The organism is Pseudacidobacterium ailaaui, assembly GCF_000688455.1.
GTDB lineage: Bacteria > Acidobacteriota > Terriglobia > Terriglobales > Acidobacteriaceae > Pseudacidobacterium > Pseudacidobacterium ailaaui.
In genome coordinates, this window is the sequence record NZ_JIAL01000001.1 from 2204883 (window position 1) to 2231021 (window position 26139).

25 protein-coding genes are annotated in these 26139 nt (G+C 55.2%); 18 read left to right on the plus strand and 7 right to left on the minus strand.

Annotated features, from left to right (window positions below; all coding sequences use genetic code 11):
* Positions 1–53: 53 nt before the first annotated feature.
* From N655_RS0109865 to N655_RS20315, 7 genes are all read left to right on the plus strand, one after another.
* Positions 54–1445 (plus strand): hypothetical protein, encoded by a 1392-nt coding sequence (locus tag N655_RS0109865; protein ID WP_155987560.1) that lies wholly within the window; start codon positions 54–56, stop codon positions 1443–1445.
* Positions 1446–1632: 187 nt separating this feature from the next.
* A complete protein-coding gene (locus tag N655_RS0109870; RefSeq protein WP_026442856.1) occupies positions 1633–2424 on the plus strand; it encodes a tetratricopeptide repeat protein in 792 nt (263 codons plus the stop codon).
* A 32-nt stretch (positions 2425–2456) separates the two neighbouring features.
* On the plus strand, positions 2457–3131 hold the full coding sequence (locus N655_RS0109875) for a metal-dependent transcriptional regulator (RefSeq protein ID WP_238324646.1): 675 nt from the start codon (positions 2457–2459) through the stop codon (positions 3129–3131).
* Positions 3132–3196: 65 nt separating this feature from the next.
* The gene (locus tag N655_RS0109880; RefSeq protein WP_026442858.1) at positions 3197–6202 is read left to right on the plus strand and encodes a sensor histidine kinase; all 3006 of its coding nucleotides are present in this window, start codon (positions 3197–3199) and stop codon (positions 6200–6202) included.
* 57 nt (positions 6203–6259) lie between these two features.
* On the plus strand, positions 6260–6886 hold the full coding sequence (locus tag N655_RS0109885) for a response regulator (RefSeq protein WP_026442859.1): 627 nt from the start codon (positions 6260–6262) through the stop codon (positions 6884–6886).
* Between the two features lie 4 nt (positions 6887–6890).
* On the plus strand, positions 6891–7400 hold the full coding sequence (locus tag N655_RS0109890) for a hypothetical protein (RefSeq protein ID WP_026442860.1): 510 nt from the start codon (positions 6891–6893) through the stop codon (positions 7398–7400).
* Positions 7401–7498: 98 nt separating this feature from the next.
* Entirely contained in the window at positions 7499–8686 is a 1188-nt protein-coding gene (locus tag N655_RS20315; RefSeq protein ID WP_026442861.1) for a VIT1/CCC1 transporter family protein, read from the plus strand.
* 35 nt (positions 8687–8721) lie between these two features.
* Here N655_RS20315 and N655_RS0109900 read toward each other — a convergent pair whose 3' ends face one another.
* The gene (locus N655_RS0109900; RefSeq protein ID WP_238324648.1) at positions 8722–9915 is read right to left on the minus strand and encodes a glycoside hydrolase family 5 protein; all 1194 of its coding nucleotides are present in this window, start codon (positions 9913–9915) and stop codon (positions 8722–8724) included.
* A 634-nt stretch (positions 9916–10549) separates the two neighbouring features.
* On the opposite strand from N655_RS0109900, the gene N655_RS0109910 reads away from it, so the two are divergent.
* Both N655_RS0109910 and N655_RS0109915 read left to right on the plus strand, forming a co-directional pair.
* The gene (locus tag N655_RS0109910; protein ID WP_155987561.1) at positions 10550–11950 is read left to right on the plus strand and encodes a class I SAM-dependent methyltransferase; all 1401 of its coding nucleotides are present in this window, start codon (positions 10550–10552) and stop codon (positions 11948–11950) included.
* A 19-nt stretch (positions 11951–11969) separates the two neighbouring features.
* Positions 11970–13523 carry an alkaline phosphatase family protein gene (locus N655_RS0109915; RefSeq protein ID WP_026442864.1) on the plus strand — a complete coding sequence of 518 codons (1554 nt, stop codon included), beginning with the start codon at positions 11970–11972 and terminating at the stop codon, positions 13521–13523.
* An 82-nt stretch (positions 13524–13605) separates the two neighbouring features.
* Here the strand turns inward: N655_RS0109915 and N655_RS0109920 are convergent, their stop codons facing one another.
* Positions 13606–14229, minus strand: a complete 624-nt coding sequence (locus N655_RS0109920; protein ID WP_026442865.1) for a hypothetical protein — start codon at positions 14227–14229, stop codon at positions 13606–13608.
* A gap of 1 nt (position 14230) precedes the next feature.
* A complete protein-coding gene (locus N655_RS0109925; RefSeq protein WP_026442866.1) occupies positions 14231–14818 on the minus strand; it encodes a papain-like cysteine protease family protein in 588 nt (195 codons plus the stop codon).
* A 143-nt stretch (positions 14819–14961) separates the two neighbouring features.
* On the opposite strand from N655_RS0109925, the gene N655_RS0109930 reads away from it, so the two are divergent.
* Together N655_RS0109930 and N655_RS0109935 are read left to right on the plus strand one after the other, a co-directional pair.
* Positions 14962–17058, plus strand: a complete 2097-nt coding sequence (locus N655_RS0109930; RefSeq protein WP_162173536.1) for a site-specific recombinase — start codon at positions 14962–14964, stop codon at positions 17056–17058.
* Positions 17059–17220: 162 nt separating this feature from the next.
* A complete protein-coding gene (locus N655_RS0109935; protein WP_026442868.1) occupies positions 17221–18270 on the plus strand; it encodes a type III polyketide synthase in 1050 nt (349 codons plus the stop codon).
* Positions 18271–18325: 55 nt separating this feature from the next.
* Here the strand turns inward: N655_RS0109935 and N655_RS0109940 are convergent, their stop codons facing one another.
* The gene (locus N655_RS0109940) at positions 18326–18598 is read right to left on the minus strand and encodes a hypothetical protein (RefSeq protein WP_026442869.1); all 273 of its coding nucleotides are present in this window, start codon (positions 18596–18598) and stop codon (positions 18326–18328) included.
* 212 nt (positions 18599–18810) lie between these two features.
* On the opposite strand from N655_RS0109940, the gene N655_RS19865 reads away from it, so the two are divergent.
* Both N655_RS19865 and N655_RS0109950 read left to right on the plus strand, forming a co-directional pair.
* On the plus strand, positions 18811–19254 hold the full coding sequence (locus N655_RS19865; protein ID WP_049961366.1) for a ComEA family DNA-binding protein: 444 nt from the start codon (positions 18811–18813) through the stop codon (positions 19252–19254).
* Between the two features lie 127 nt (positions 19255–19381).
* On the plus strand, positions 19382–19753 hold the full coding sequence (locus N655_RS0109950) for a HesB/IscA family protein (protein ID WP_026442870.1): 372 nt from the start codon (positions 19382–19384) through the stop codon (positions 19751–19753).
* Between the two features lie 61 nt (positions 19754–19814).
* On the opposite strand, the gene N655_RS0109955 is transcribed toward N655_RS0109950, so the two are convergent.
* Both N655_RS0109955 and N655_RS21195 read right to left on the minus strand, forming a co-directional pair.
* Positions 19815–20498, minus strand: a complete 684-nt coding sequence (locus N655_RS0109955) for a CPBP family glutamic-type intramembrane protease (RefSeq protein WP_026442871.1) — start codon at positions 20496–20498, stop codon at positions 19815–19817.
* Positions 20495–20692: a Trm112 family protein gene (locus N655_RS21195; RefSeq protein ID WP_081823667.1), complete on the minus strand. Its 198-nt coding sequence runs from the start codon at positions 20690–20692 to the stop codon at positions 20495–20497. Before N655_RS21195 ends, N655_RS0109955 begins: the two co-directional genes overlap by 4 nt.
* Before the next feature lie 3 nt (positions 20693–20695).
* Here N655_RS21195 and N655_RS0109960 point away from each other — a divergent pair, with 3 nt between their 5' ends.
* The 4 genes from N655_RS0109960 to mmuM are packed head-to-tail and all read left to right on the plus strand — an operon-like array spanning position 20696 to position 24413.
* Positions 20696–21616 (plus strand): bifunctional 5,10-methylenetetrahydrofolate dehydrogenase/5,10-methenyltetrahydrofolate cyclohydrolase, encoded by a 921-nt coding sequence (locus N655_RS0109960; protein ID WP_026442872.1) that lies wholly within the window; start codon positions 20696–20698, stop codon positions 21614–21616.
* The gene (gene coaE / locus N655_RS0109965) at positions 21616–22269 is read left to right on the plus strand and encodes a dephospho-CoA kinase (protein WP_026442873.1); all 654 of its coding nucleotides are present in this window, start codon (positions 21616–21618) and stop codon (positions 22267–22269) included. The genes N655_RS0109960 and coaE overlap by 1 nt, the downstream gene beginning before the upstream one ends.
* A gap of 57 nt (positions 22270–22326) precedes the next feature.
* Positions 22327–23508 (plus strand): S1C family serine protease, encoded by a 1182-nt coding sequence (locus N655_RS0109970; protein ID WP_349509477.1) that lies wholly within the window; start codon positions 22327–22329, stop codon positions 23506–23508.
* Complete coding sequence (gene mmuM / locus N655_RS0109975) at positions 23505–24413, plus strand: homocysteine S-methyltransferase (RefSeq protein ID WP_026442875.1); 909 nt, start codon at positions 23505–23507, stop codon at positions 24411–24413. The genes N655_RS0109970 and mmuM overlap by 4 nt, the downstream gene beginning before the upstream one ends.
* 46 nt (positions 24414–24459) lie before the next feature.
* On the opposite strand, the gene N655_RS0109980 is transcribed toward mmuM, so the two are convergent.
* Positions 24460–25485 carry a KpsF/GutQ family sugar-phosphate isomerase gene (locus N655_RS0109980; RefSeq protein WP_349509478.1) on the minus strand — a complete coding sequence of 342 codons (1026 nt, stop codon included), beginning with the start codon at positions 25483–25485 and terminating at the stop codon, positions 24460–24462.
* A 1-nt stretch (position 25486) separates the two neighbouring features.
* Here N655_RS0109980 and N655_RS0109985 point away from each other — a divergent pair, with 1 nt between their 5' ends.
* Entirely contained in the window at positions 25487–26134 is a 648-nt protein-coding gene (locus N655_RS0109985) for a TlpA family protein disulfide reductase (RefSeq protein ID WP_026442877.1), read from the plus strand.
* Positions 26135–26139: the final 5 nt, after the last annotated feature.

Genomic DNA, 26139 nt, shown 5'->3' on the forward strand with positions numbered 1-26139 from the left:
TGCGCCGGAATCAAGGTCCGGGACAGAATGATTGTTTCGCAAAAGGCCAGCGCGTGTCACGAATGCACTTGCGGACAGGGGCATTTTGCCTGGTTTTTCTCTGTTCGGCCCTGGGGTATGGCCAGTATCAGGGGCCGATGTCGAAGGACACGAACTCCTCGCCAACACTCCGCGCAACGGCGGTCTTTGAATGGACTGGGGAACTGGCGAATCCAAAGGCAGGTAGGCTGGTCCCCATTGCAGTTTGGGACGGGCAGCAATACCAGCCTGGAGGCGTCTACCTCGCCCAGCCGGAGCCATTGACCGTAGAATCCGGCACACTCTATGAGCTTGAAAAGGCCGGAATGCCGCAAGGTACATTTCAGGTCAAGAGCGCGGAGCAGCTGTCCGGCTCATGGATCGGCCTGGGATCAGTCAAGCTGCAACTGGCGGCTGCCAAGCCGCGACGCCCCATGTCAAAATACCCGCCGCAGGTGGTGAAAGAAGGTGCCCAGGCGCAGACAAACACGCAGCAGGCCAAGACCACTCCGGAAAGTGTACCTTCGGCCACAACGCCAAAGGAGGATCCGGATCGGCCTACTCTACACCGACGGGACACAGGTGACACAAGCGCGGAGCAGATGCCTTCCACTTCTTCATCGGACAGCGATCGACCGACGTTGCACCGTCACGATACAGACAGCACAAGTTCCGGTACTTCTGGCGATGATCCTGACCGGCCGACTCTGCACCGAAGAACAAACCCTGGTAATCCAGGCGCACCGGTTACATCGGTAAGCAGTCCTGATCCTGACCGTCCCAAACTGCGTTATGGTAAGCCGGAAACACAAGAGGGGCTGGTGGAGCCTTCAAAATTGGAGGGTCTTCCTGCGGACCTAGAGCAGATGGCCGCTATTTCTGACGTGAAGCAGACAGAGCCGCATTCTTTTGCCCACACCTGGTATGATCCGGCCGACGAGAGCAGGATGAAGGCAGCTATGGAGCAGCTTGCACAGAAGGCGCTGGCTGCGGAGAACCAAGCAACGGCAGCAATTCCAGAAAATGTGTCAGGAGCAAAGAGCAGGTCAAAGAGAAAATCTTCTCCGGAAGCACCGTTGCCTATGCTGACAGAGGAAAGCTTCCATGCCTTTGAGCTTTCCTGGAGCAGCGGTGTTACTGCTGTTTTTAGTGCGCAGGCGGTACAAGATGGTCGTACACAATACATCACGCTGATTGCGCAGCCGGACTTTGAGGGCCAGCCGCAGATCATTTTCAAACAGATCACCAGCGACGACCGCCTGGACGTGACTCCCCGCTTGAGGCTAGTGGATGCTGTGGATTGCGATGGTGACGGACGAGCAGAGTTAGTTTTTGAGCTGCGAGGAGTGTCGGGCAGGGAATTCGGCATCTACAGCATTACAAACCGCAGTGTCACGCAGGTTTTCCATACCGGTCCACAGTCCTGAAAGCCTGACGGCGTATTTCGATGAGGCCGCCGGGAATATCGAGGCCTGGTTTGATCCGGTCAATAGAATTTCTTTTTCGTAACTCGGGTGTTGAGGACTATAATCGCAAGTCAAAGGCTGGGGCTGCCCGGGTCCCAGTTGATCTTGTAACCCAGGCCCCCTTCTGAAGCCTCGCAAGGAGGCGAAGATGCGCAGCTTTCATCATCCGCCGGCCATCACGGCCGTAACGCTCGCAGCAGTTCTTGCATTTAGCTCTGCAGGGCAAACGCCGCACTCCTATCTCGCCATTGGCAGCTATGCACAACAACCGCCTGTCCGGTCCGATGACGCACCGCATTTTGTTCTGAGCGCAGAAATGCAGGGAGACTTGCTGATGGCACGCCAGAGATATGTTGCCGCTCTGGATGCTTACCGTCAGGGGCCGTCGGATTCAGCAGTACTCTGGAACAAGATGGGAATTGCGAACCATCACATGTTCAACCTGAAAGCTGCCGAAAATGACTACCGCGAGGCATTAAAGCTGAATCCCCGATATGCAGAGGCCTGGAACAATCTTGGCGCCGTCTATTACGGCGAAAAGAAGTACCATGACGCCGAAAAGGCCTATCGAAAGGCCTTGAAGATATCTCCAAAATCGGCCACCTTTTACAGCAATCTGGGAACTGCCTATATCGCTGAGGGGAAATACAAGAAGGGCGCCGATGCCTATCGTACTGCGTTGTCGCTGGATCCCAACGTCTTCAGCGGAGATCCCGCAGCAAAAATTCCTGAGGCCGGCCCCACGAAAGAGATGGCATACCTGAATTATCTTCTGGCAAAGGCCTACGCCGAGGCGGGACGTAAAGATGAAGCGATCTATTACTTGCGCAAGGCCCTGGATGAAGGATTCAGCGACCGCAAAAAGATCCTGGAGGAAAAAGAGTTTGCAGGCCTGCGAGATGATCCCGAGTTCCAGCACATGATGACAGCACCACGTTAGTCCTCTGCCTGTGCCGGTGTATTCTGATTGCGGTGAAGACTGCAATCAGCGTTTCCAAAGAAGACTATCTCAAGGCCATTCTTGAAGCCGAAAGTGAAGGCCAGACGGTCATTTCGGCAACGCTGGCGCACTGGCTGAAAGTCTCTCCGCCTGCGGTTTCCATGGCCCTGCGCAGGCTCAAGCGAGACGGATATGTGGATGTAAAAAACGATGGCATCATCCGTTTAACACCCAAAGGACGCGAGGCGGCCTATCGTACAGCACTCCGTCATCATCTGGTGGAGCGCATGTTATCAGAGATCTTCGGGATGCCGTGGTATGAGGTGCATGACGAAGCTGAGCGTCTGGAGCATGCCGTCTCGGCTGCTTTTGAAGCGCGTCTGCTTGAAAAACTTGGAGAAAAGGGCACTTGCCCTCATGGCAATTCCGTCCTGCCGGAGACCCCAACGCAGCGCAACAGACAGGGAATCCAGATGCTTTCTACAGCCCGCGAGGACGCCGATTACACAGTATGCAGTCTGTACGAGCGCGATCCGGAGCTTTTGCGGTTCCTGCATCAGGTAGGAATTGAACCAGGCGGCCGAGTGCGAATCGTTCGGAAGAATTATGATCAGACGGTGGCCATCGAGACGCCGAGCGGCGCCTTCACGATTGGTGCTCCGGCAGCGGACAAGGTCTGGGTGAAGAAACGGCGTCCCAAAACATAATCTCCACCTTTGGATGGAGTGCTTGTTCCTACTCAGGCTGTGTACTATTCCTTTAAGTCACACAGATGCCGACCCGCGCACAACTTTGGAAGACCTGCTCTCTTGGGCTGCTCATTCTGTGGGGACTGCAGGTCTTTGCGCTTGATCCGCGTTATGCCCTGGAGCATTACGGATATCAGGCATGGCAGACCGATGAAGGTCTGCCGCAGAACACGGTCCATGCCGTTCTGCAGACCCGTGACGGCTTTATGTGGTTTGCAACCGAGGCCGGCCTGGTCCGCTTCGATGGGGCACAATTCACCGTTTTCGATAAGTCCAATACGTCACAACTGGCAAGCGGAGTCATCAACAGTCTGTTTGAGGACACGCAGGGGCGGCTCTGGATGGGTACTGCAAATGGCCTGGTGATGTACAAAAACCGGCAGTTCCAGGCCTTTCATGAAGAAGACGGCCTCCCTGTGGGTACGGTTTTTTCGGTCTATCAGGACCACAAAGGTGAAATATGGGGGATTACAGCTGGTGGCGTTGCACGCTATGAAAACGGCCATTTTGTAAAGCTCAATGGAGTGCCTGCAGCCAGTCTTATGGCCGAAGCTCCAGATGGAGAGATGGTCTTTGGGACCGCGGATGGCGTTTGGAACTCGGAAGCCAGACACCTTCTCTTTGGGGAACAACCCCAGGCCCTCGTCTATGATCACCGGGGCCGCCTTTGGGCCGGCATGAGGCAAGGACTCAAGTTGCTGCTGCCGGGGAAAGGATGGCATGACTTTGCGCTTCCAGCTTCGTTGGGGGCAGATGTGATGAGCCTATGGTCCAGCAGCAACGGGCACCTCTGGATCGGCACGGCGAAGGGGCTCGGGGAGTTTGATGGTAATGCAGTGCATGTCTTTCTGGAAAATGACCGCATCTCTGCTCTTTTTGGGGACCGCGAAGGGGCAATCTGGGCTGCCACCGGCCATGGAATTGCACGGGTTGTTTCCGGAAGGGTGGATGTGCTGACTTCACAACAGGGGCTTTCCAGCAACCAGGCCCTTGCATTTTATGAAGACCGCGAAGGAAGTCTGTGGATCGGCACCGAGGCAGGTGGAGTGTGTATTCTGCGCGATCGCAAATTTACGACCTTTACCTCGCGGGATGGGTTGACTGATGACCTGGTGCGCTCCGTTTTTCAGGCCCGGAATGGGACCGTCTATGTTGGCACGAACGGCGGAGGCGTCGACGTATACAGAAACGGAAAACTCTCAGCACTGCCTGAGCAGGGCCGCCTTTCCAGCCAGGTCGCGCTTGCCCTGGCCGATGATGCACAGGGGAATCTCTGGGTGGGAACCCCGGATGGTCTGAACCGCATCCGTCCCGGCGGGACCAGGCTCTTCACCTCCGCAGATGGACTCGCGGACGACTTTGTGCGGTCTCTTTTTGTGGACCGAGAGGGTGCGCTTTGGATTGGCACTCGAAGGGGCCTCACGCGCTATAAGGACGGAAGGTTCACTTCATGGTCTGCGATGGATGGCCTGGGAAGTGACTTGGTAGGGGCCGTCATTCAGGACAAGGATGGCAGCTACTGGATTGCTACACTCGGCGGACTGACGCATTTTGCCGGGGAGCAATTCACCAACTATGCCCTGCCTGAAGCCGTTACAGCGCTTTATCAGGACGCGGAAGGCACATTGTGGATTGGCACCAATGGTGGCGGACTGCTGGCCCGCGAGGACGGAAAATGGATCCGGTTCCCCTCTGCGCGCTCCCACCTGCCGCCAGATATCTACGGCATTCTTGAAGACAATCGCCAGGACCTGTGGCTAGGCACAAATAAAGGCATCTATCGCGTGAGCAAGCTCGATCTGCATCATCTTGCAGCAGGCGTCTTGCCGCAACTTCATCCGGAGGTTTATGGGACCAGCGATGGGATGCGCATCAGTGAATGCAGCAGTGGAGGGCATCCGGCAGCCTGGAAGACACAGGACGGAATGCTCTGGTTCAGCACCCTGCGCGGTGTTTCTGTTGTTGATCCAGCGCGCATGCCGATCAATCATGTTGCTCCACTGGTTGCCATCGAAGACGTACTCGTGGATGATCAGCCCTTGCCATTGTCTTTTACAGGCGAAATTGCTCCCGGACACACGCGTTTTGCTTTCCAATATGCAGGACTGAGCTTTACTGCTCCGCAAAAGGTCCGCTTCCGGTACAGACTGGATGGTGTGGACCGCGACTGGGTCGATGCAGGAACCCGACGGACTGCTTACTATACCAACGTTCCCCCCGGAGAGCATCGATTTCATGTTCTGGCCTGCAATAACGATGGCGTCTGGAGTGAGGAAGCTGCGGTGTTTGCTTTCCGTCTTCGGCCCCGCTTCTATCAGACCTGGTGGTTTTATCTGCTACTCGTGCTTCTGCTTGGTTTTCTGGTCTATGGTGTTTACCGCTGGCGTGTGCGCCATGTCGAATCGAGCTTTCGTGCAGTCCTTGCGGAACGCAATCGGATTGCGCGGGAGATCCATGACACGCTCGCACAGGGCTTTGTCGCTGTTTCTGTGCAGTTGGAAGTTGTTGCACGCCTGCTCAATACCTCTGTGGATGCTGCCCGCGAACATCTGGAGCAGGCGCGCGCCCTGACCCGGGACTGCATCCAGGAAGCGCGCAGCTCCATCTGGAATTTGCGCTCACAAGGGGCTTCGCAGGATGATCTGGCAGCCAGCATTACTAATATCGCTGAGCGTATGACCGCAAACGCCAGTGTGAAAACCCGTATTCTTGTCCACGGAACGCGCCGTCCGGTCGCCCCACCAATCGCAGCGGAGCTTACCCGGATTGCGCAGGAGGCCATCACAAACGCCTTGCGTCACGCACATGCTGAGTGCATTGAGATTGCTTTACTCTTTGAGGAAAGGTCGCTTTGCGTGTCGATTAAAGACAATGGCCGCGGTTTTGAAAATCATCCCGAAAGATTTCGGGACAATGGTCATTTTGGTCTGACCGGAATGCAGGAACGTGCCGCGCAACTCAAAGGGAAGTTTGCTGTGATCAGCACCAAAGGAGAAGGCACGGAAGTAAGGATCGAAGTGCCAATTTAGCTTACAGAAAGCCAAGGGCCTGAAAGGGCCTTTCTTGCTGAGTGGAGTGAACCATTTATGACCGAGACCATACGCATCATGGTTGTGGACGACCATCACATAGTGCGGCAGGGGCTGGTCGCCTTGATCGGAACCATACCAGGTATGTTGGTTGTTGCCGAGGCCGCAGATGGCGAGCAGGCCGTCGAGACCTATCGAAAATGCAAACCGGACGTTACGTTGATGGACCTGCGGCTGCCCAGAAAAAGCGGCGTCGAAGCCATTCAGCAAATCCGGGAAGAATTTCCCGCTGCGCGGGTCATTGTGCTCACGACCTTTGATGGTGACGAGGACATCTATCGCGCCCTTCAGGCCGGAGCAAAAGGCTATCTGCTGAAGGGAATGAGCACCGAAGAGCTGACCGAGGCCATTCGCACCGTACACGCAGGGAAATCGCGTATCCCCGCCATTGTTGCCGAGCGATTGGCAAGCAGGATGGGCGGGCCGTCCCTTACGGCGCGCGAACTGGAAGTGCTCAGACGCATCGTGCGAGGCCGTAGCAATAAAGAAATTGCTGGAGACCTCTTCATCTCAGAAGCAACGGTAAAGACACACATCAACAGTATTCTCAGCAAACTGGGAGTCGGCGACAGAACGCAGGCTGCAACGACGGCCTTGCAGCGGGGGATTGTGCATCTTGACTAAAACAATGAAAAGAATCTGTCTGGTGCTGGCGTGTTTTTTGACCGCATCGGGCCTGCTCCTGGCCCAGGGTATTTGGCGCGCGGCGACGGATGCTGAGCTGAAAGCATGGGTTCCAGCGCGTGCGCCCGTTGTGCAGGAACGGATTGAGACAGAGTTCCGCACTGCTTCCGGCATTACAAACGGGAGAGGAAAATACATTGCAGGGGTGGTGTTGATCACTGCCGGATATTCAGCGGAAGGAAAGTACTCCCATTTTTTGATTACGCAGGTGCCGCTGAAGATTGGCAATGCACGACTCGGTCCCGGTGAGTACCTGATTGGCTGGAAGCACCATGCAGAAGACTCGCTGAGCGTCAGCATTTACGAAGCGGCCAGCGGTAAACTGCTGGGCGAAGTGGAAGCCGTCAGGAATGCATCGATTACTCGCGTGGAGTCTTTCCGCATCTGGCCTCCAGGCGACAAGTCCCTGATGCAGATCGGTCGTTTTACCTTTCCATACCAAATCGAGAACTGAACCCATGCTTTTGCCTATGTCCCCGAGAGCAAACGAAATGTAGGCCAAAGCGGTCGTGATTTTACTTTTTCCCGATCTGCTCTAAATTAAAACCACCTATGCCAGATGCAAAGACCCGCAAGCTTCTGCACGCACTCGAACAAAACTGGCAGGCAGAAATTCGTGGTGCCTGCACCTATCGGGCGCTGGCCCAACGTGAAGACGATCCCGTACGGCAAAAGACCCTGGAACATCTGGCCCAGGCAGAGGAAAAACATGCTGCTCTCTGGGCCAGGCGGATTCAGGATCTGGGTGGGGCGGAGCCCGTGTATCGTGGGAGCCCGTCTGGAGACGCCGACTCTATCGTCAACCGTCTCGGCGGTGTGGACATGGCCCTTCGGCGCCTGGAAATTGATGAGAGCCGCGACATTGCCCGCTACGGTCAGCAGTTAAAAGAACTTGGAGATGGGCCCAGTGTCTCCATCCTTGAGCGTGTGATTGAAGATGAACGCGAACACTACCAGGAATTGAGTACCCTGATCCGCAACCGCTATCCCCGGAGTGCCATCCAGACCCCGGATGCAAAAGCTCAACTGGAAGAGCTGCTGGCCAAACGAGGCGGTCAGGGAAGAAAGGCGGCTGGATGGATAGGAGATGCGATTTACGGCGTAAATGATGGACTTGGCGCGATCTTCGGCATCGTTTCAGGCGTTTCCGGTGCTACGCTCGGCAATAGTCATTATGTGCTGTTGGCTGGAATTGCGGGAATGATCGCCAGCGCCCTTTCTATGGGTTCCGGGGCCTATCTGGCAGCCAAGAGCGAAAGAGAGATTTATGAGGCCGAGGTTGAACGTGAACGCGAAGCCATCCGGATGAATGGGCCCGAGGCCCGCGAGCTGCTTTCGCTCTATTACCAGGTCAAAGGCATTCCGTCAGAGGATGCGGACCATATTGTGGAGCACCTTGCCCGGGATGAGGCCCAGTTTCTTCGCGCACTCGCGGCCGAAAGGCTCAATGCAACGGAGGAGGCGCTGCCCCAACCCTTCGTCTCAGCCTTTTCAGGGGCTGCTTCGACGGCTGTGGGTGCTTTTATCCCCATCGTCCCCTTTTTCTTTCTTACGGGATATCCCGCCGTCTTCCTTTCGGCTGCGGTTTCGCTTGCCGCACACTTTGCTGTCGGCGCGGCCAAATCTCTCATCACCGTGCGTTCCTGGTGGAGCAGCGGTCTTGAGATGACCCTGGTAGGGGCGGTGGAAGGCATTGTGACCTATGTGATTGGCATTGGACTAGGGCACGTTGGTGCATGAAGAGACGTGCCGCCCACGCGCCAAACGCGCACGCCTCATTCTTTGTCTGCTTTTAACCCGAGGGCTTGCAGATATCCAGGATTGAGGTGGCTGTTGGAAAACTGCACCTTTTTCAGCAGATCATCAAAGGCCTCCTGGGCCTCTTCTACCGAGGGACGTGCAGCAATCCGTTTTTCGGCATTTCCTGTTCCGGCAGGTAGCTTGGCAAATGCGATGATCTCGTCCCAGTGTTTTGGCCGGTCAAATGTCACAACAGAGGAAGTTGCATCCATCTTTTTATAGGGCCAGAAGCACCAGCCTACGTGATTGGCCTCAAGTGTCTTTACGAATGCGGCAATCCACTCGTCCTTGTTCTCGCCGGACTCCCCTAACCAGATGGGCACATGGTATTTGTTGCGAAAATCGAGATATTCCTGAATCACGCTTACATCGGTGGGTGACCAGTATTTATGGAAGGTGTACATGACGTTGGAATCAAAGGGCGGCCCAAAGACTTTAAAGTTTGTGTCCCACTGCGCCCCGCCCAAAATCACAACATGGTTTTTGTCCACGGAGCGCACCGCTGCCACGAGTTTTCGATAAACCGGCTCCAGGTCAGGATTGTACTGCTGCAGCCGGGGATAATGCGGGACAGGCTCATTCAGGAGATCGTAGCCCAGCACAATCGGCTCGTTCCTGTAGCGGGCGGCAATTCTATGCCAGATGGCGGCCGTATGCTCCTGCGCCTCCTTGCTGCGGTAAAGCCAGGGGTAACCCCAGCTGTCGTCGATGTTCGACCCTGTTTGTCCGCCTGGCGCGCAATGCAGGTCCAGAATTAGGTAAATGCCGTCCTTTTTGGCCCAGGCCACAAGGCGATCGAGCAAACGGAAGCCCTCGGCCTGGTCGCTGTCAAAAAACTTCCAGTGCAGCGGGACACGGACAGAATTGAAGCCGCTCTTTTTGATCAGGTCGATGTCGTTCTGGGTAATGTAGTTTTCGCGCCACTGCTCCCAGAATGCCCTGGCTTTCTCAGGGCCGATCAGCTCATAGCTCAACTCTTCAATTTCCCGGGGAGACTGCGGCCCTCCGTCGAAGTGGAACATATACCCCTCTGGCTCAAACCAGTTGCCTAAATTGGTCCCCCGCAGCAAGAGCGGCTTCCCTTGAGCATCCACTAGATCCGGGCCATGGGTGTGGACAAAACCGCGCTGTGCCCAAAGAGGCAGACCGGGGACGGTAAGCAGAGACAAGCAGAAGAAAGCAGTCTTCAGAAATTTCATGATGGCGGAAGCATATAGGAAAACAAATCGTTTGTCTTGTGACTGAGTCGGGAGACCCTGCCCTCCGTTTGGGGCCTCTAAGTTTTCCCGTTTTGGTACTAGTTTCCCCAAATGGGTCCTGCGCACCCTCAGAATCCTTCTGCCTTCTTTACTTTTTGATCGTCAAAAGTCAACTTTCTTAGCAGGGAACTCGTCTTCCCTTAAGAAAAGCTTAAGAGACATTTCCCGCCAGCGAAGAGTGGCGGCTTACATTTCCGAGGAGAACCATCAACCCACGCCACCACAATGATGGCTAAAGCGACTTTGTGCTCAGATTCGTGTTTTGAGACAGAGTAGATTTGCGGAAGGCCCTAAGTGAAGTTACGATTCATAGCGTTCTTTTTTTGTTTCATCGAACTATGTGCTCTTTCCATTGCGCTTGAACAGAAGGCCCATGCATATGTGGATCCGGGTTCTGGCCTGTTGATCTTTCAGGTAGCGGGCTCTATGTTGACTGGCGCATGTTTCGTGCTTCGAAAGAAGCTGCGCAGCCTTCTCCATTTGGGGCCGTCAATCAAGGACACCGAGCAAAACCAGGCTCGGGAAGGTGAGGCACAGGACAGTGGTGCGGACGTTCCCCGCTGAAGGTCAGCAGATTGCTACGTTTCGAGACCCCGCAGGCTCACTACGCATAGAAAAAGACCGTGTGCTTCGTGTGCTCCACAGTGACTATGCAGATTCTGTTCTTGGGTTTGTCCGCTCTGCCACGGGCGAGGCCTGGGCCGACTCTGGCCGCTTGGTTCGCACAACAATCTTGCCGGAGACAGAAGCGGATGGTGGGCGGATCGTGGAACATCCGCGCATCTTTTTCCCCTCGTATCCGTGGGAATGGACCCCAGGGCAGTGGATTGCTGCTGGCGATCTGACCCTGGACCTTTGCGAAGACCTGCTGGCAAACGGTCTGATTTTGAAAGACGCAACCCCGTTGAATGTCTTGTTTGATGGCCCTCACCCGGTTTTTGTAGATGTGGCCTCGGTGGAACGCCGCGATCCGGAAAGCCCGGTCTGGATGGCATGGGCACAGTTTGTGCGCACATTTCTTCTGCCGCTGGCGGCCTATAAATATCTGGGATGGCCGCTTGCCGCCAGTGTGCAGAAGCGGGATGGATATGAACCGGCGGATTTGTATCCCCACCTTTCCTTTTTGCAGCGCTGGTGTACTTCTTTGCGGTCGCTGGTGACGATGCCGCACCTGCTCGAAGCTCGCCAAAGTTCCTCCAGACCTGCTGTATCGGCACGGAAATGGAAACAATCGCCGGACGTGGCTCTGGCTGTATTGCGCCGGAACCTGCGATTTTTGCGCAGAGCACTGCACTCGCTTTCTCCGGAAAAATTTGCATCGCGCTGGAGCACGTATCCGGAAAATGCAGCGCATTACAGCGCAGAAGACCACTCGGCAAAGCAGCGATTTGTGTGCGATGCCCTACTGAAGACCTGCCCATCGACTGTACTGGACATTGGAGCCAATACAGGAACATATTCGCGCATTGCAGCCAGCCTGGGGGCGCGCGTCGTGGCGATGGACTCAGACGCCCAGGCCTGTGAACGGAATTGGCGTGATGCACAGGCGCAAAAGCTCTCTGTCCAGCCATTGGTGGCCGACGTGGCCCGCCCCACACCTGCGGTCGGCTGGCGTAATGCGGAATCACTTTCGCTTCTGGACCGTGCGCGCGGGCGTTTTGATTGTGTTCTGGTTTTGGGGCTTGTCCATCATCTGCTTCTGGCCGACCAGCTTCCACTAGGAGAAATCGCGCAGTTGTTGCGGGACGTGACCAAAAAATGGCTGATTGTGGAGTGGGTCCCCTCCGCAGATCCCAAGTTTCAGGAACTGCTTCGCGGCAGAGACCATCTTTACAATCATCTGAATGAAGAACGATTCCAGGAGGCATTCAGCAGGTTTTTTGCGTTTCCGCTGCGTGAACCGTTGAAGAACGGCCGGGTCCTCTTTCTCATGGAAGCGCGATAGACCAAAAACTGAGGATGGAATGAAAGTAAGTTTGTTTTTTGAAAGTGCGGGAGTGGCAATTCTCGCATTGTTGCCCTTTTTGTGGGAATTTTTGCTGCCAGACCATTTGGTGATTTATCACAATCTTCAACCGGTCTCTACCATTACTGGTTCCCTTGCCATCATCCTGCTTCTGGCCATTGTTTTTGCCTTGATTCTTCTGTTCTTTCTTGACCGATTTGATCCTGGGTATAACAGCCTGGGGTGGGCTGCCGTCCTGATATGGGCCTTTGCCCGGAGCACGGGCAACTTGTTCTTTTTGCTCAGTTATTACGATGTGGAGACCTTTCCCGGAAGGCATGTGAAAACCCTCCTCCAGTACGGAATTGCGGCTATCGTTCTGTTCCTCTGGTGGCGATTGCGCGGGAAATTCCAAAGCGCGGTCCGGGCCAGCCGGGTCTTATTTTTCTCCATTGGATGCTGCGTTGTATGGATGCTTCCTCAGCTGGTCGCCATTACTGTACACTGTGCGGCCCCGGTCCAGTCTTTCTCCCGCCCAAAGCTGAAGGACTCTGTCAACTCTTCATCGGCCCGAATTGTCTGGGTCCTTTTTGATGAATTGTCGTATGCCCAGGTTTTTGAGCATCCTCAGCCCGGGCTTTCTCTGCCAAATTTCGAGCAATTCAAGAAAAAAAGCGTCTCTTTTGCCAATGTTCAGCCAGCCGGGTACTTTACCGACATTATTGTCCCCTCGCTTTTTCTGGGGCGGAGATTAGACAAGGTCCGAAGCTCAATCCAGGGAGACTTGTTCATTTATCCCAGAGAGACGCAAAAGTGGGAGCCTTTTCGTCCGGACGAGACGGTCTTTCATGATGCGCAGCATCTGGGATGGAGCACCGGTGTTGCAGGCTGGTATAACCCATATTGCCACATCCTTGCCAGCGTTTTGGATTTCTGCTTCTGGGAATCTATCAATCCGTTCTTTCACGGAATGTCAGACCGCGCTCCCATGCTGGTGAATGTCCGCGACTTTTTGGTCGAACTCAGCTTCTCCCGAATCAAGGGAAACTCCGCCAGTGTGCATTTTGCCAGTAACGCACATGCGCAGGAATATGAAAATATTCTCCCTGCCGCCGAGGCCCTGGCCGGCAATGATGCTATTCGATTTGCTTTTATCCACCTTCCCGTGCCGCATCCTCCGGGAATTTATAACCGGGCCACGCATACCTACAGCGAGCATGGTACGTATCTTGATAATCTTGTCCTGGCAGACCAGACGTTCTGTGCTCTTTTACAGGCCCTCAAGCACGGCGGCGGCGATTCTCATACCATTTTGATTGTCTCTTCGGACCATTCCTGGCGTGTTGGGATGTGGAAGATGAACAACACGACGTGGACGAAGGAGGAAGAGCGGGCCAGCGGCGGAAAGTTTGACCCTCGTCCTGTATTGATGGTGCATTTCCCGGACGAGACCACCGGAGAAACAATTGCTCAACCGTTTGCAGAAATCAAAACACGGCAACTGATTGATGCCATGTTGCAGGGCCAATTGCATTCACCGCAGGACCTGGACCGCTGGCTTGCCACCAAATAATGCAGGCGCCCCGTGAGGCGCCTGCATCTTCCAGTCTTGCAGCATCCCTCCCCCCAGTGAAGCTGCATGACTGAAACCTGCTTTACATGGGCAATCCGTTATATGCATCCACGTAGGGCTTTAACTGGTCGAGCACGACTTCAATGGGTACGGCCTGTCCCTGCTCTACCTTCAGGCGTGGGTCCTCTACGATTGGCACCAGTACCAGCCTGTCCTCCACACGTCGGCCCACAAAGTACATATTGAAGGCCGGGATGCGAACAACAAACTCATTCTCATTGTGACGGTTGCCTGCAAGGCGTTTCACAATGTCTGCATTGCCAAAGCTGGAGGGCGTGTAACCGGATTCGTTATGGACAATGGTTACGCCTGTCTTCACCTGACCATCTACCGTAACGGGGTACATGGTTTCGGTGCTCTGCGTCAGCAACGTATTCGGGTCCTGGCCGGCCTGATAGCTTTTCAATCTGTCCAGACCAATGTTGTAGACCTGCAGAGGCGGGGCCAGCTGCGCACGCCGGACCTGGTCCAGTGAGTCAAAGCCCAGGCTTTTGTAGTTTTGTTCGTTGACAAGCTTCTGTAACACGCCGATGGCGTCCTGTGCTGCCTGCTGCGGCTGCTGCGCCGGAGGCTTAGGCTGACTGGGGTGCTTAGAGCAACCTGCCATGAAAAGAACACCCAGGGCAAAAATTCCCAGATACCGCATGTTATTGCCCTCCCGTGTAGGTGATGTTGTAGAAATCGTTCCAGTGGGTGTGGTCCCAGCCCGTGCCACCCACATATTTGTCATAGGTATAGACTTCCTGCACGCCACCTGTAGGGGGCCATGGATTGTTCACGCTCACATAATTTGTGCCGTCTATCGTTACATATCCAGTGGCCACCATCATGTGCCCACCTCCGCCATTCCAGTGCCAGGAGAAGGCAAAGGGCTTCTTGGAGCAATAAATCTGGCTTTGGATCTGCGCCCAGCTCAAGGGTGCATCCGAAGTACTATCTGCTTTGAAGCTGTATTTGTCATATTCCGGCCAACCGCCATTGACACAAGCCGAGGGTACAGGAGAATTGCAGCAGTCGCTGCGTCCGAACTCCTTGTTCGCCTCATCACACTGCTGGATGTTCGAAGCCGGATGAATGTAGTTCATTGTCATTTGTCCGCTCGCCGCCCAGCACCACATATTGGTCTGCTGTCCATTGAGCGTCACTGGTACGGAACCAATGTTGCCCGGGTTGCAGCATCCCGCCAAAGAAGCAGACAACGCAAAAATGCACGCCGTCTGCACCGCTTTCCACATGGAACGCCTCCTCGCGCCGGCCCTCCTTCAGGACTTGCGGGCCATTTGCTATGCAGGGTAGTGCGTTGCAATGCAAGGGCGTTTCATCAGAAGTGCGTCATTTCACGCAAAACACGCTAGTATTTGGAAAAACAATGCCTTTCTTGCGAACAACGCGCCGTTTTTTCCGTCAACGCCGACTGGGCAGGCGGGCCATTTTTGTCCAACCGGACCGTAACCTGAGAGAGCGCACGCAGTCCTTTTGTGAAGCATCGACGGCCATGGCCCGCAGGCGTCATCTTGTGGCCCTGTTTTCGTATATCTGGCACCGGCCCAACGAACGGGGATTCGCCTTTGTTTTGCTGCGCTGGATCCGTCTACTGGAACAAAACAAAGAGCTTCGGCTCAAGTTTGAAAGCGCCTGGAAGGTCTTTCTTGCAGAGCATGACACAGTGCCGCTTCTCTCAGACACAGGGCTTTCCTTCCATCCTGCCCTCATCCCCGAAGTTTTTCGGCGGTTTTTTCAGAGATTGTTGCCCTCCGCGCGTGAAGACGAGGACATCGGCCGTTTATTCACGGCGATTTTTTCATCGCCCCATGCGGTCCGACGCTTTCTGGATTTGGACGGAACAACTTTCCGTCGTCTGATCCGTTTGTTATGGCCAAAGCACGGACTTGCTGCGTTGCCCCGCTTACGCGAAGACTTGTGCCAGTCATTGATTCTGCTGGCTACACGCGTAGCCGGACGAGGTGCTTCCGCTGCGCTCCGCCGACGAAGCACAACTGCACGGGTCGAGGACTCGCCCTTTTACAAACTTATCTTCGCCACGGAGACCTTTGTCCAGTCTGTTGAAAAAGACCCTCACAGCGCGTTGCAGCAGCTTCTGGAGGCAGTGCAGGCGTGTCGCGCTGAGATGCGTCAGATTCACGCTCACATGGAGGAAGCAGGAGTCAGCACGTCCCTGGTCTTTGACCTCAACAGTATGGACGCGTCGCTCGATCGTATGCAGCAGATTGCCGCTGCGTTTGTGTCGAATATCAAACAGGACCTGCGTCCTGTGCGTCAGTTGCTTACTGCTCTGATTGAAGGACGGCTGGAAGACACGCGCATTCTGCCGTTGATCCGTCAGAATGTGAATCTGCTTGCACGTAAGACCGTCGAAAGGACAGGACACAGCGGCGAGCACTATATCGCAAACAATCGTGAAGAATATTGGCAGATGTGGCTGGCTGCCGCCGGAGGAGGTCTGCTCACGGTCTTTACAGCGGCCCTCAAGCTGCGCATCATGGAGAGCCCGCACTCGCTTTTTGTAGAAGGATTTCTGATTGGCACAGACTACGCCATCAGTTTTCTGTTGATGCACACACTCGGTCTTGCGCTTGCCACCAAACAGCCCTCCATGACCGCTGCGGCCTTTGCTGGAATCGTACGTGAAAACCGAGGCGTTTCTCGCTGGAGCAAGATTGCAGAGTTTGCAGCGCGGATCTGTCGGACGCAGCTTGCCGCGGCCTTTGGCAATGTGCTCGCAGTCTGCCTGGGGGCGGTGGCTTTTGAGCAGTTATGGGTGCGCATTTTTTCGGCGCCTTATCTGCCGCAAAAAACTGCGGCCTATGTGTATGAATCGTTGCATCCGCTGACTTCCGGTACGGCCATCTACGCTGCTGTTACTGGAGTGATTTTGTGGCTTGCCGCAGTCATTGGCGGTTGGTGCGAAAACTTTGCCGTATACAATCGCATACCCCAGGCAATTGCCCAACATCCGCTGGGCACAAAAATTGGTGCACGCCGGATGCAGCGCCTCGCAAACTGGTTTGAGAACAATATTTCTGGCTGGAGCACAAACATCACGCTCGGCTATATGCTGGGTTTTACGCCAGCGATTGCGCACTTTTTCGGCGTCCCGCTTGATGTGCGCCACGTAACGCTGAGTACTGGAATGATGGCCCTCGCTGCTGCGCGTTTTGGGCTGAGCACGCTTGGTCATCACTGGTTTTACATGGCAATCGCCGGTTTGGGGATTACCTTTTTTCTGAATCTCGGCGTCAGTTTTTTAATTGCTGCCAATACGGGACTGCGTGCCTACAATGTTCCCCATCATGAGCGGATGCAGATCCTCAAATACCTCGTCAGTCAGATATTCCGCTCTCCGATACGGTTTGTATTGCCCATGTATGGAAAGGAAGTGGGTCCTCTGTCAGACAAAAACTCCGGAGTTGCGGCGGAGCGCCCGTATCACGATGCCGAATCATGGCGCACGTAGGTTATTGAGAGATGTCCTGCCCTGGAGCATCCCATCAGGAAAGTGGTTGGGGCGTCTGGACTGTAACTGCATGTTAAAAAATTTCATTGACATCAACGAGACAAAACAATGATCTTCATCGACTCCAATATCTTCTAAGCTTGATGTCAGGAGGAGGGCCCATTGCGAATCAGCGCTACGTCAGCCGTCTATCCGCCGCACTATTACACACAGCGGCAGGTCGTAGAGGCACTGCTGGAGTTCTGGGGTAGCAATCCGGAAAAGGCCCAGGTCCTGGAGCGTCTCCACGCGCGAACGGGTGTGGAGGGGAGATACTTTTCGTGCAGGCTGGAGGAGTATCGCGCGCTAGACACATGGGGAAAAGCCAACGATATCTGGATCAAAGTTGCTGAGCAGCTTGGGGAAAGGGCGATTGATTGTGCGTTACAATCAGCCGGACTCGCCCGCGACCAGATAAACGCAATCTTTTTTGTGTCTGTTACCGGCGTTGCCAGTCCATCCATCGATGCTTTGTTGGTAAATCGTCTTGGACTTTCGGCTCATATCAAGCGAAATCCTATGTTTGGACTTGGTTGTGTCGCCGGAGCGGCCGGCTTGGCGCGTGCTGCTGACTATGTGCGCGCTTATCCGGATCAGATTGCTTTGCTGCTCTCGGTAGAGCTGTGCTCGCTTACATGGCAGCGTGATGATCTTTCCGTAGCAAACCTGATTTCCTCCGGTCTGTTTGGCGACGGCGCAGCGGCTGTGCTGATTGCAGGCGAAAAGACAGGGCTGAAGGGGCCGCGCATTCTGGGGAACCATCAGGTCTTTTACCCGAATACGAAGGACGTGATGGGCTGGAGAATTTCTGAGAAGGGCTTCACAATTGTGCTTTCCCCAGATGTGCCAAGGGTTGTTGAGGAGAACCTTGGCCGCGATGTAGACGCCTTTCTGATGGCCCAGGGGATGACGCGCAAGGACATTGGGAGGTGGATCATGCACACCGGAGGGCCAAAAATTCTGGAGGCCACGGCCAGGTCTCTGGGGCTGAAAGACAGTGATCTTGCTGTTTCCTGGGAGATGCTGCGCCGTGTGGGAAATCTTTCCTCTGCTTCGGTCCTGGTGGTACTGGATGAAGTGATGAAAAAACATCGTCCGCAGCCAGGCACCACGAGTGTTCTGGCCGCCATGGGGCCAGGTTTTTGCGCAGAGATGCTGCTTCTGGAGTGGTAGGAAGAAAACCGGAGCGCCGGGCATCTGACGCTCCGGAAATCAACAGGAACACACTTTACTGGAACTGCTTGATTGCGTCCCACACATAGACGCCAATTATGGTTGCGGACAAGATACAGGTTGCGCCTGTTGCCAGGCGGACAAGAGGTTGAAGTCGGTTTACCTTCTGCACAATCTCACTCTGTTGCTGCTCTTCATGGCTTCCTGCCGGATCGAGAAAGAGCTGGTCTTCCTCATAACGGGTGAGTGTTCCACGATAAGCGAGAAGGACCAGAAGGAAGGCTGTGACGACGGCCCAGACGATCCACAGAACAAGCATGATGCTCATGGAGCACCTCAAGGGTTCGAATTAGAGCCGGTCCCAGGTACGAGCGGGCCGAACGGATGGCCCGGGGGTAAGTGAGGCCGTTCGCAGACATATTAGTCCCAAACGCCTCAAAATGAATAGTGTCTTTTTGTTGAGAATGAAGCTGGATTGGCAACCTCTTGCTATGCAAGCGATTCCATATAGCTGTATCGCTTGACGGAGGGCCATTCAGCATGATTTCGTCCCGGAAATTTCGTTCCGTCCAGTGGGTTGCTACTCTGCTGGCCAGCGTTGCCCTCATCTGGTTGGCCGGCTGCACGTCAAGGCCCCACTCGGATGAACAGCTACAGCAGCAGGCAGCCAAAACTACGGAACAGGTAAAGGCCGGAGCCAAGCAGGCGGCTGAGGATGCCAAGGTCGCAGCGGCCAACGCCGAACGCAAGATCAACGATGTTGCTCAGGGGGTAAAAGAGGGATGGAAGAGCGGCTCCCCGGCCCGGGTCAATATCAACACAGCTTCCCAGCAGACCCTGGAAACCCTGCCCGGAATTACGCGGTCCCGGGCAGCACGCATCATTCAGGGACGACCCTATGCGGACCGGCAGGACCTGGTCAGTAAAGGGATCCTCACGCAGCAGCAACTGGACCGGATCTCAGAAAAAATCACCACAGAATAGCAGAGAAAGATGATTTTCCCACCCGATTGAGCAACAGAGAGGTTGAATCCAGCGCGGTCTCCCTTTCATCCAATAAACCGAGTTTGTGCGTTAAACTGATAGAAGCAGCTTTCTCAAGGAGAACCGCATGGCAACGACAACGGTAACCCCCGAAACCACGGAAGTGAAAAAAACGCCGATTACGCTTACCAGTAAGGCAGTGGAAAAGGTCCGTGAAATTATGGCAACGCAGGACCCTCTTCCGGCAGGGCTGCGCATCGGTGTAGTGGGTGGCGGATGTTCCGGTTTCCAGTATTCGATGTCATTTGAGAATCAATCTGGCATGATGGACAAGGTCTTCAACTTTGATGGCTTGAAGGTCTTCGTGGATGCGACCTCGCTGATGTATCTGAATGGCTGCACAGTGGATTACGTCGAGACCCTGGAAGCGGCTGGCTTCAAGTTTGACAATCCTAACACCAAGAGCACCTGCGGTTGCGGATCTTCTTTCAGCGTATAAGCTATCGGCTGGCGGGGTAGGACAGGGTCTGAAGAGAAAGGCGTGGTCATCCACGCCTTTTCTATTTGAGCGAACTCCCGATGGGTCCTCTGGAAACCTGCTGCACCTCTCTGGAATAGGTAATGTAGCCGGTCCCTACACGCATATGGTGATGCAGGGAGTCGGGTACGGTGACGGCAACGCAAATCCCTAAGACGGCGTGTGCCATGCCCAGCGTATAGAGATTGCGATAGCGCAGATAAAGCGGACAGGCAATCAGTCCCCAGAGCAATGTAAGTACGGTCAGGACTGGATTTGGCAGATGTGCGATGGCAAACAGACCAGAGCTGAGGCCTATGGCAATTGCACGATTACGGAAAAGATGCAGCAGACGCAGCAGAAAATAGACCTGCAAAATGAATTCCTGAAGCAATGACCACAAAGCATACCCGCCGATACGCACAGCCAGCGGCGCTTTTTTGCCAAAAAGAGGATGGAATGTTCCGACGCGCATTGCGATGAGGACGGCAATGCCGCAAAGGGTAGCGGCAGCGAACAGGACCCAAAGAGAAGGCAGCAGGCCGCTGAACGTCAGGCCCATCGCAGAAGGTTTTTCGCCCCGGAGAAACGTAATGAGAAGGACCCAGGCAAAGGCAATCCAGAACAGGATTTGCTGCGCAGGCATTGGGGTCCAGAGGACGGCAAGAATCAGGGCATAGGCGGAGACAATCTCAAAGGAATCGCGCAACTGCGGCCGGGGATTCATAAGGCCCGTTCTGCAAGCAGTACCGGTATGTTGTCTTCTATTGGATACTTGCGGCCGCAATTACGGCAAAGAACAGCATTTTCATCCCATGCAAGGCTGCCGTGGCATACCGGACAGACAAGCTGGGAGAGAATTTCCGGCGAAAGAACAGGTGCTGGCATAAGAACAGTGTACGCATCCTTTACCATGAACATGAGATGACTACTCCACGCATTCTTGATGGAAACGCGATTGCCACGCAGATTAAAGCGGAGGTAGCTGCAGAGGTCCGGCAGCTGTCCGGGCAGGGAGTGCGCCCTGGCCTGGCGGCGGTGCTGGTTGGGCATGTGCCGGCTTCAGAGATTTACGTGCGCAACAAGGTCCGCACCAGTGAGCAGCTGGGACTGTATTCAGACCTGATTACTCCCCCGGACACGGTAACGACCGAAGAGATGCTGGACCTTATCGCCGCGCTGAATGCGCGCGAGGACATCGACGGCATCCTCATTCAACTTCCGCTACCCAAACAGGTGGACGCGAAACGGCTTCTGGAAGCTGTTGCACCTGAGAAAGACGTGGATGGATTTCATCCGGTGAATGTGGGTCGCCTGCAGACCGGACAACCAGCACTGTCCCCCTGCACCCCGGCTGGAATGATCGAAATCCTCAAGCGCAGCCATCTGCCGATTGCAGGCCAGAATGCTGTCGTCCTTGGCCGCAGTGATATTGTTGGCAAGCCCATTTCCATCCTGCTCTTGCAGGAAAACGCAACCGTGACCATCTGCCACAGCAAGACGCGCGACCTTGCGAGCTTTACCCGGAAGGCAGACATTCTTGTGGCTGCCATCGGGCGTCCCGGGTATGTAACGCCGGACATGGTCAAGCCCGGCGCGACGATTCTGGATGTGGGCATCAACCGCATTACTACACGCGAGGAGTTCGATCAGTATTTCGCTGGAGACAAGAAGCGCGAAGAAGCCTTTCTGCTAAAGGGTTCTACGATTGTCGGGGATGTGCATCCGGCGGCTTTTCGACATGCCGGTGCCTATACGCCTGTGCCGGGTGGGGTTGGTCCACTGACCATCGCCATGCTGATGTCAAATACTGTGCGCGCGGCCAAGCTGCGGCGTGGACTCTGATGCTTCGTGTAGGACTCACCGGCGGCCTAGGCAGTGGAAAGAGCACTGTGGCCCGAATGTTTGCTGAGCGGGGAGTTTTTGTCACTTCTGCTGATGAAGTCGGCCGCAGGCTTATGCAGCCAGGAGAAGCGGTCTATCAGAAAATTCTTGAGTGCTTTGGCCCTGAGGTATTACTGCCCGGAGGAGAACTGGACCGCAGGAAGCTGGCGACCCTGGCTTTTCAGCAGGGCAGGCTCGATGAACTGAACAGAATTGTTCATCCGGCCGTGATTGCTGACCAGGAAAAGTGGATGGAGGCAATTTTTGTCCACAACCCGGGTGCGATTGCCATGGTCGAGTCGGCGCTGGTTTTTGAGGCCGGTGCTTCCGGCAGCGTCCCGGGTTGGCACAAGCGCTTTGACCGCATCGTTCTCGTCACGGCCCCGGACGAATTCAAGGTCCGGCGCTTTGTAGAGCGTGTGGCGGCGGACAAGAGCGAAATCGAGCGGCAGCAAATCGAAGCGGACGCAAAAGCAAGACTACGGGCGCAGATGCCGGATGACCAGAAACTCTCCTGGTCCGATTATGTGATTGACAACAGCGGACCATTGGAAAACACTGCGCAGCAGGTAGAAAAGGTACTGGCCCAGCTTCGCAACCATGCAAATTATTAAAATGGAAGGTGATGCTTTCTACGTGCCTGCGTCGATGGGAGCAGGCAGGATTGGACAATGATTGCCATGATCTTTCGCAGAATTGTTTTGGTGCTTTTGCTGGTGGGCGGTTTTTGGTATGTAGTCAACCACAACCACCCAGCAAGCCTGCAAACCGGCAGCGGTTTTGGTGACCTGCATCTGACCGAGGCCCATGCTGCCCCGGAGTATGACGCCGAAGAGCTGAACAATATCGCCGTCTATAAGAAAGTGCTGCCTTCGGTGGTGAACATCACTGCCACATCGCAGGCCTTCAACTTTTTCTACGGAATCGTACCGCAACAGGGACAGGGGTCCGGTTTCATCCTCACGGCCGACGGCAAAATCCTCACCAATTTTCACGTAATTTCCAACGGCAATTCTCGTGTCAGCCGCGGCACGGTCGTGGATGTAACGACCTACGACAAACATCACTATAAAGCCAGTATCGTGGACGTGGATCCGCATCATGACCTTGCCCTGCTGCAGATCCGAGGTGCGGCTCATCTGACGCCGGCAGTCCTGGCTGATTCGCGGAATCTCGTCGTAGGACAGAAAGTTTATGCCATTGGTAACCCATTTGGCCTGAATGGAACCATGACCACGGGCATCATCAGCGCCATTCGTTCGATTCACGGTCCGATGGGAGACCCGATTGAAAACGCAATCCAGACCGACGCTGCCATAAATCCGGGCAATTCCGGTGGCCCACTGCTCAATTCGCGCGGTGAGGTCATCGGCATCACTTCGCTGATTGCTACCAATCCCAATGAACCGGTCGAGCAGAACGCAGGCATTGGCTTCGCGATTCCCATCGATACCGCAAAGGCCGTTCTGAGCGATTTCCAAAAGTACGGCCGTGTGCGTCGGCCCTGGCTGGGCATCTCGTCTCTTGAGATAGGCCCGGACCTGGCCGAGCAAATGGGCCTGCCCGCCGAATATGGCCTTCTGATTGATCGGGTCATTCCCGGAGGGCCTGCGGAGCGTGCAGGGCTGCGTGGTGGCAATGAGCCCGCTTTGCTGGACAACCAGCAGATCCACATTGGCGGTGATTTGATTGTGGCCATTGATGGGAGGCAGGTGACCAGCCAACAGGACCTGGCCGACATCATGGTCAACCATCAGGTAGGAGACACCGTAAATGTGACCTTCTATCGTGGGCGGAGGAAACTCTCTACGCGCGTCACTCTGGGAGAAGCCCCCAGCGACCGGTCTTTATGAAAGCCGTCTCTCTTTCCAGCTTTTCCGCCATCCGTGTTCTCGATGGCGGAATGGCCACGGAGCTGGAGCGTAGAGGATGCAATATCAGCGGCCCTTTGTGGTCAGCGCACGTTCTTGAAGACAGTCCGGAGACCATCGAGGCCGTCCATCTCAGTTATCTTGAGGCCGGGGCCGACTGCATCCTGACTGCCAGCTATCAGGTCTCTGCCCTGGGATACGGAGACATGCAAAAAGCGGCCGTGGCGCTACGGCGGTCTGTGGAGCTGGCCCTTCGTGCCCGGGAACAGTATTGCCGGCAATCGCTTCGTCCCGTCTGGATAGGGGCCTCGCTCGGCCCTTATGGCGCGTCCCTGCACAATGGCGCAGAGTATCACGGAAACTATGAGATCAGCCACGCCCAGCTGGTCCAGTTTCATGCAGAACGGCTGGCGGTCCTTCAAGACACAGAGGCGGACTTTGTGGCCTTTGAAACTGTTCCCTCCCTTGAAGAGGCCAGTGCCATCATTGAGGCGCTACGGCAATTTCCTGAAGTACGAGGTTGGGTCTCCTTCACGTGCAAAGACGAAGTACACGTTGCACACGGAGAGAGATTGGCGGACTGTGCTGCTTTTCTGGATACTGTGCCGCAGGTCCTCGCCGTGGGTGTGAACTGCACGCATCCTAAATATGTGCGTTCACTGGTCCACGAGCTGAAGCGGAGCACTCAGAAGGCGATTGTCGCTTATCCCAACTCTGGCGAGGTGTGGGACGCGGAAAGGCGCTGCTGGACGGGGAAGTCCAATGCGGCGGAATTTGGCCGTCTTGCTTCAGAGTGGGCCGAGGCTGGTGCGCAGACGATTGGTGGATGTTGCCGCACCGGCCCGGAACATATTCGGTGTGTTGCCGAAGCCCTAAAAGCGGAATAGAACACGGAAGGCCGCCACGTTGTGCTAGATGGACGAGTTTCTGGCGTTAAATCATCTCCGTTTCCCATAGATCATGCAGATGGATCACCCCCTCGATCTCTCTGTCGCGGTTGACGACAATCAAAGAAGTGATTTTCTTTTCTTCCATGATGCGTAGGGCTTCCACCGCAAATTCTTCTGCGTGGATGGTCTTGGGAGAAGGGTTCATGGCCTCTCCGGCGGATTTTTCAAGTGTTCGTGGACCTTCGCGCTGGAGCAGGCGGCGCAGGTCGCCGTCGCTGATGATGCCTGCGAGTTTTCCATCCTTCTCCACCGTCGTGATGCCGAGGCCCTTGCGTGACATCTCATAAATCACCTCGTCCATCCGTGTTTCTGGTCCCACTCTGGGTACTGAGTCGCCGGTATGCATCATATCGCGCACGCGAGAGAGCCTTTTTCCCAGCTTGCCGCCCGGATGCAGTGCGGCGAAGTCCTCAGCTCGGAAGCCTTTACGCAGAGAAACGGCAATGGCGAGCGCGTCACCAAGGGCGAGCATGGCTGTGGTGGAAGCCGTCGGCGCCAGCCCCAGACCACAGGCCTCTTGCCTGACGCTGCAATCCAGCGCAACATCGCTGGCCTGGGCGAGTGTAGACGCCATGTTGCAGCAAAAAGAAATCACCGCATCACCAATACGCTTGATCGTTGCCAGCAAACGCAGGATCTCTTCCGTCTCGCCACTGGCCGAAAGTGCAAGGATAATGTCACCCCGCGTGACCATACCCAGGTCGCCATGCACTGCCTCTGCCGGATGCAGAAAGAGTGCCGGACTTCCGGTCGAGCTGAGGGTGGCTGCGATCTTCTGCGCGATGATGCCGCTCTTACCCATGCCGGTCACAACGATGCGCCCTCTGGACTGACTGCATTGGACAATCAGATCTACGGCGCGCTCAAAGTCCACTGACATAGGGCCTTCCAGACGTGTGGCAAGCTCTTCGAGCGCCTGCGCTTCAATGCGCACCAGTTCTGCTGGAGTCAGGTGATTCATAGGATCAAAATGGATGGTAACAGGCGCGTCCCGTAAAATTGTAGTCAAGATGAAACGTAATCATGCAGTCCTGCTGGTTCTGGTGGTAACGCTTGTACTGATGGTCTGGGCAGGAATCAGCAATTATCGCCGGCGCAAGGCCGAAGAGGCACGCATGCGCCAGATGCAGGCCTTACTCATGTCGTCCGCTCCTGCGGCAAGTTCCTCCTCGTCGGACGAGGATGAAAAGTCCCCCTTGGAGGGGAAGCCTGCTCCGCAATTTGAGTTGGAGGACCTGAGCGGAAAGAAAGTATCACTTGCCAGCTACAGGGGCAAGGCGGTGCTGGTGAATTTCATGGCGACATGGTGCGCTCCCTGTAAGGTGGAGACGCCTTGGCTGATTCAGCTCCGCAACCAGTATGCTCCCCAGGGATTTGAAATTCTCGGCATTTCCACTGACGATCTGGACAAGGACGATCAGAAAAAGAACGCGGAGGACAAGGCGGAAATTGCCAAGTACGCTGCCAACATGCACATCGATTATCCAGTGCTAATTGATGGCGAGTCCATTTCACAGAAATATGGCGGCGTGGATGCCCTTCCCACATCGTTTTTCATTGATCGCAGCGGGAAGATTGTTGCTGCGACAACTGGTCTGCATGACCGAGATGAGCTTGAGGCCGACATTAAAAAGGCGCTGGCAAGTGGGGGTGCTTGATGCTG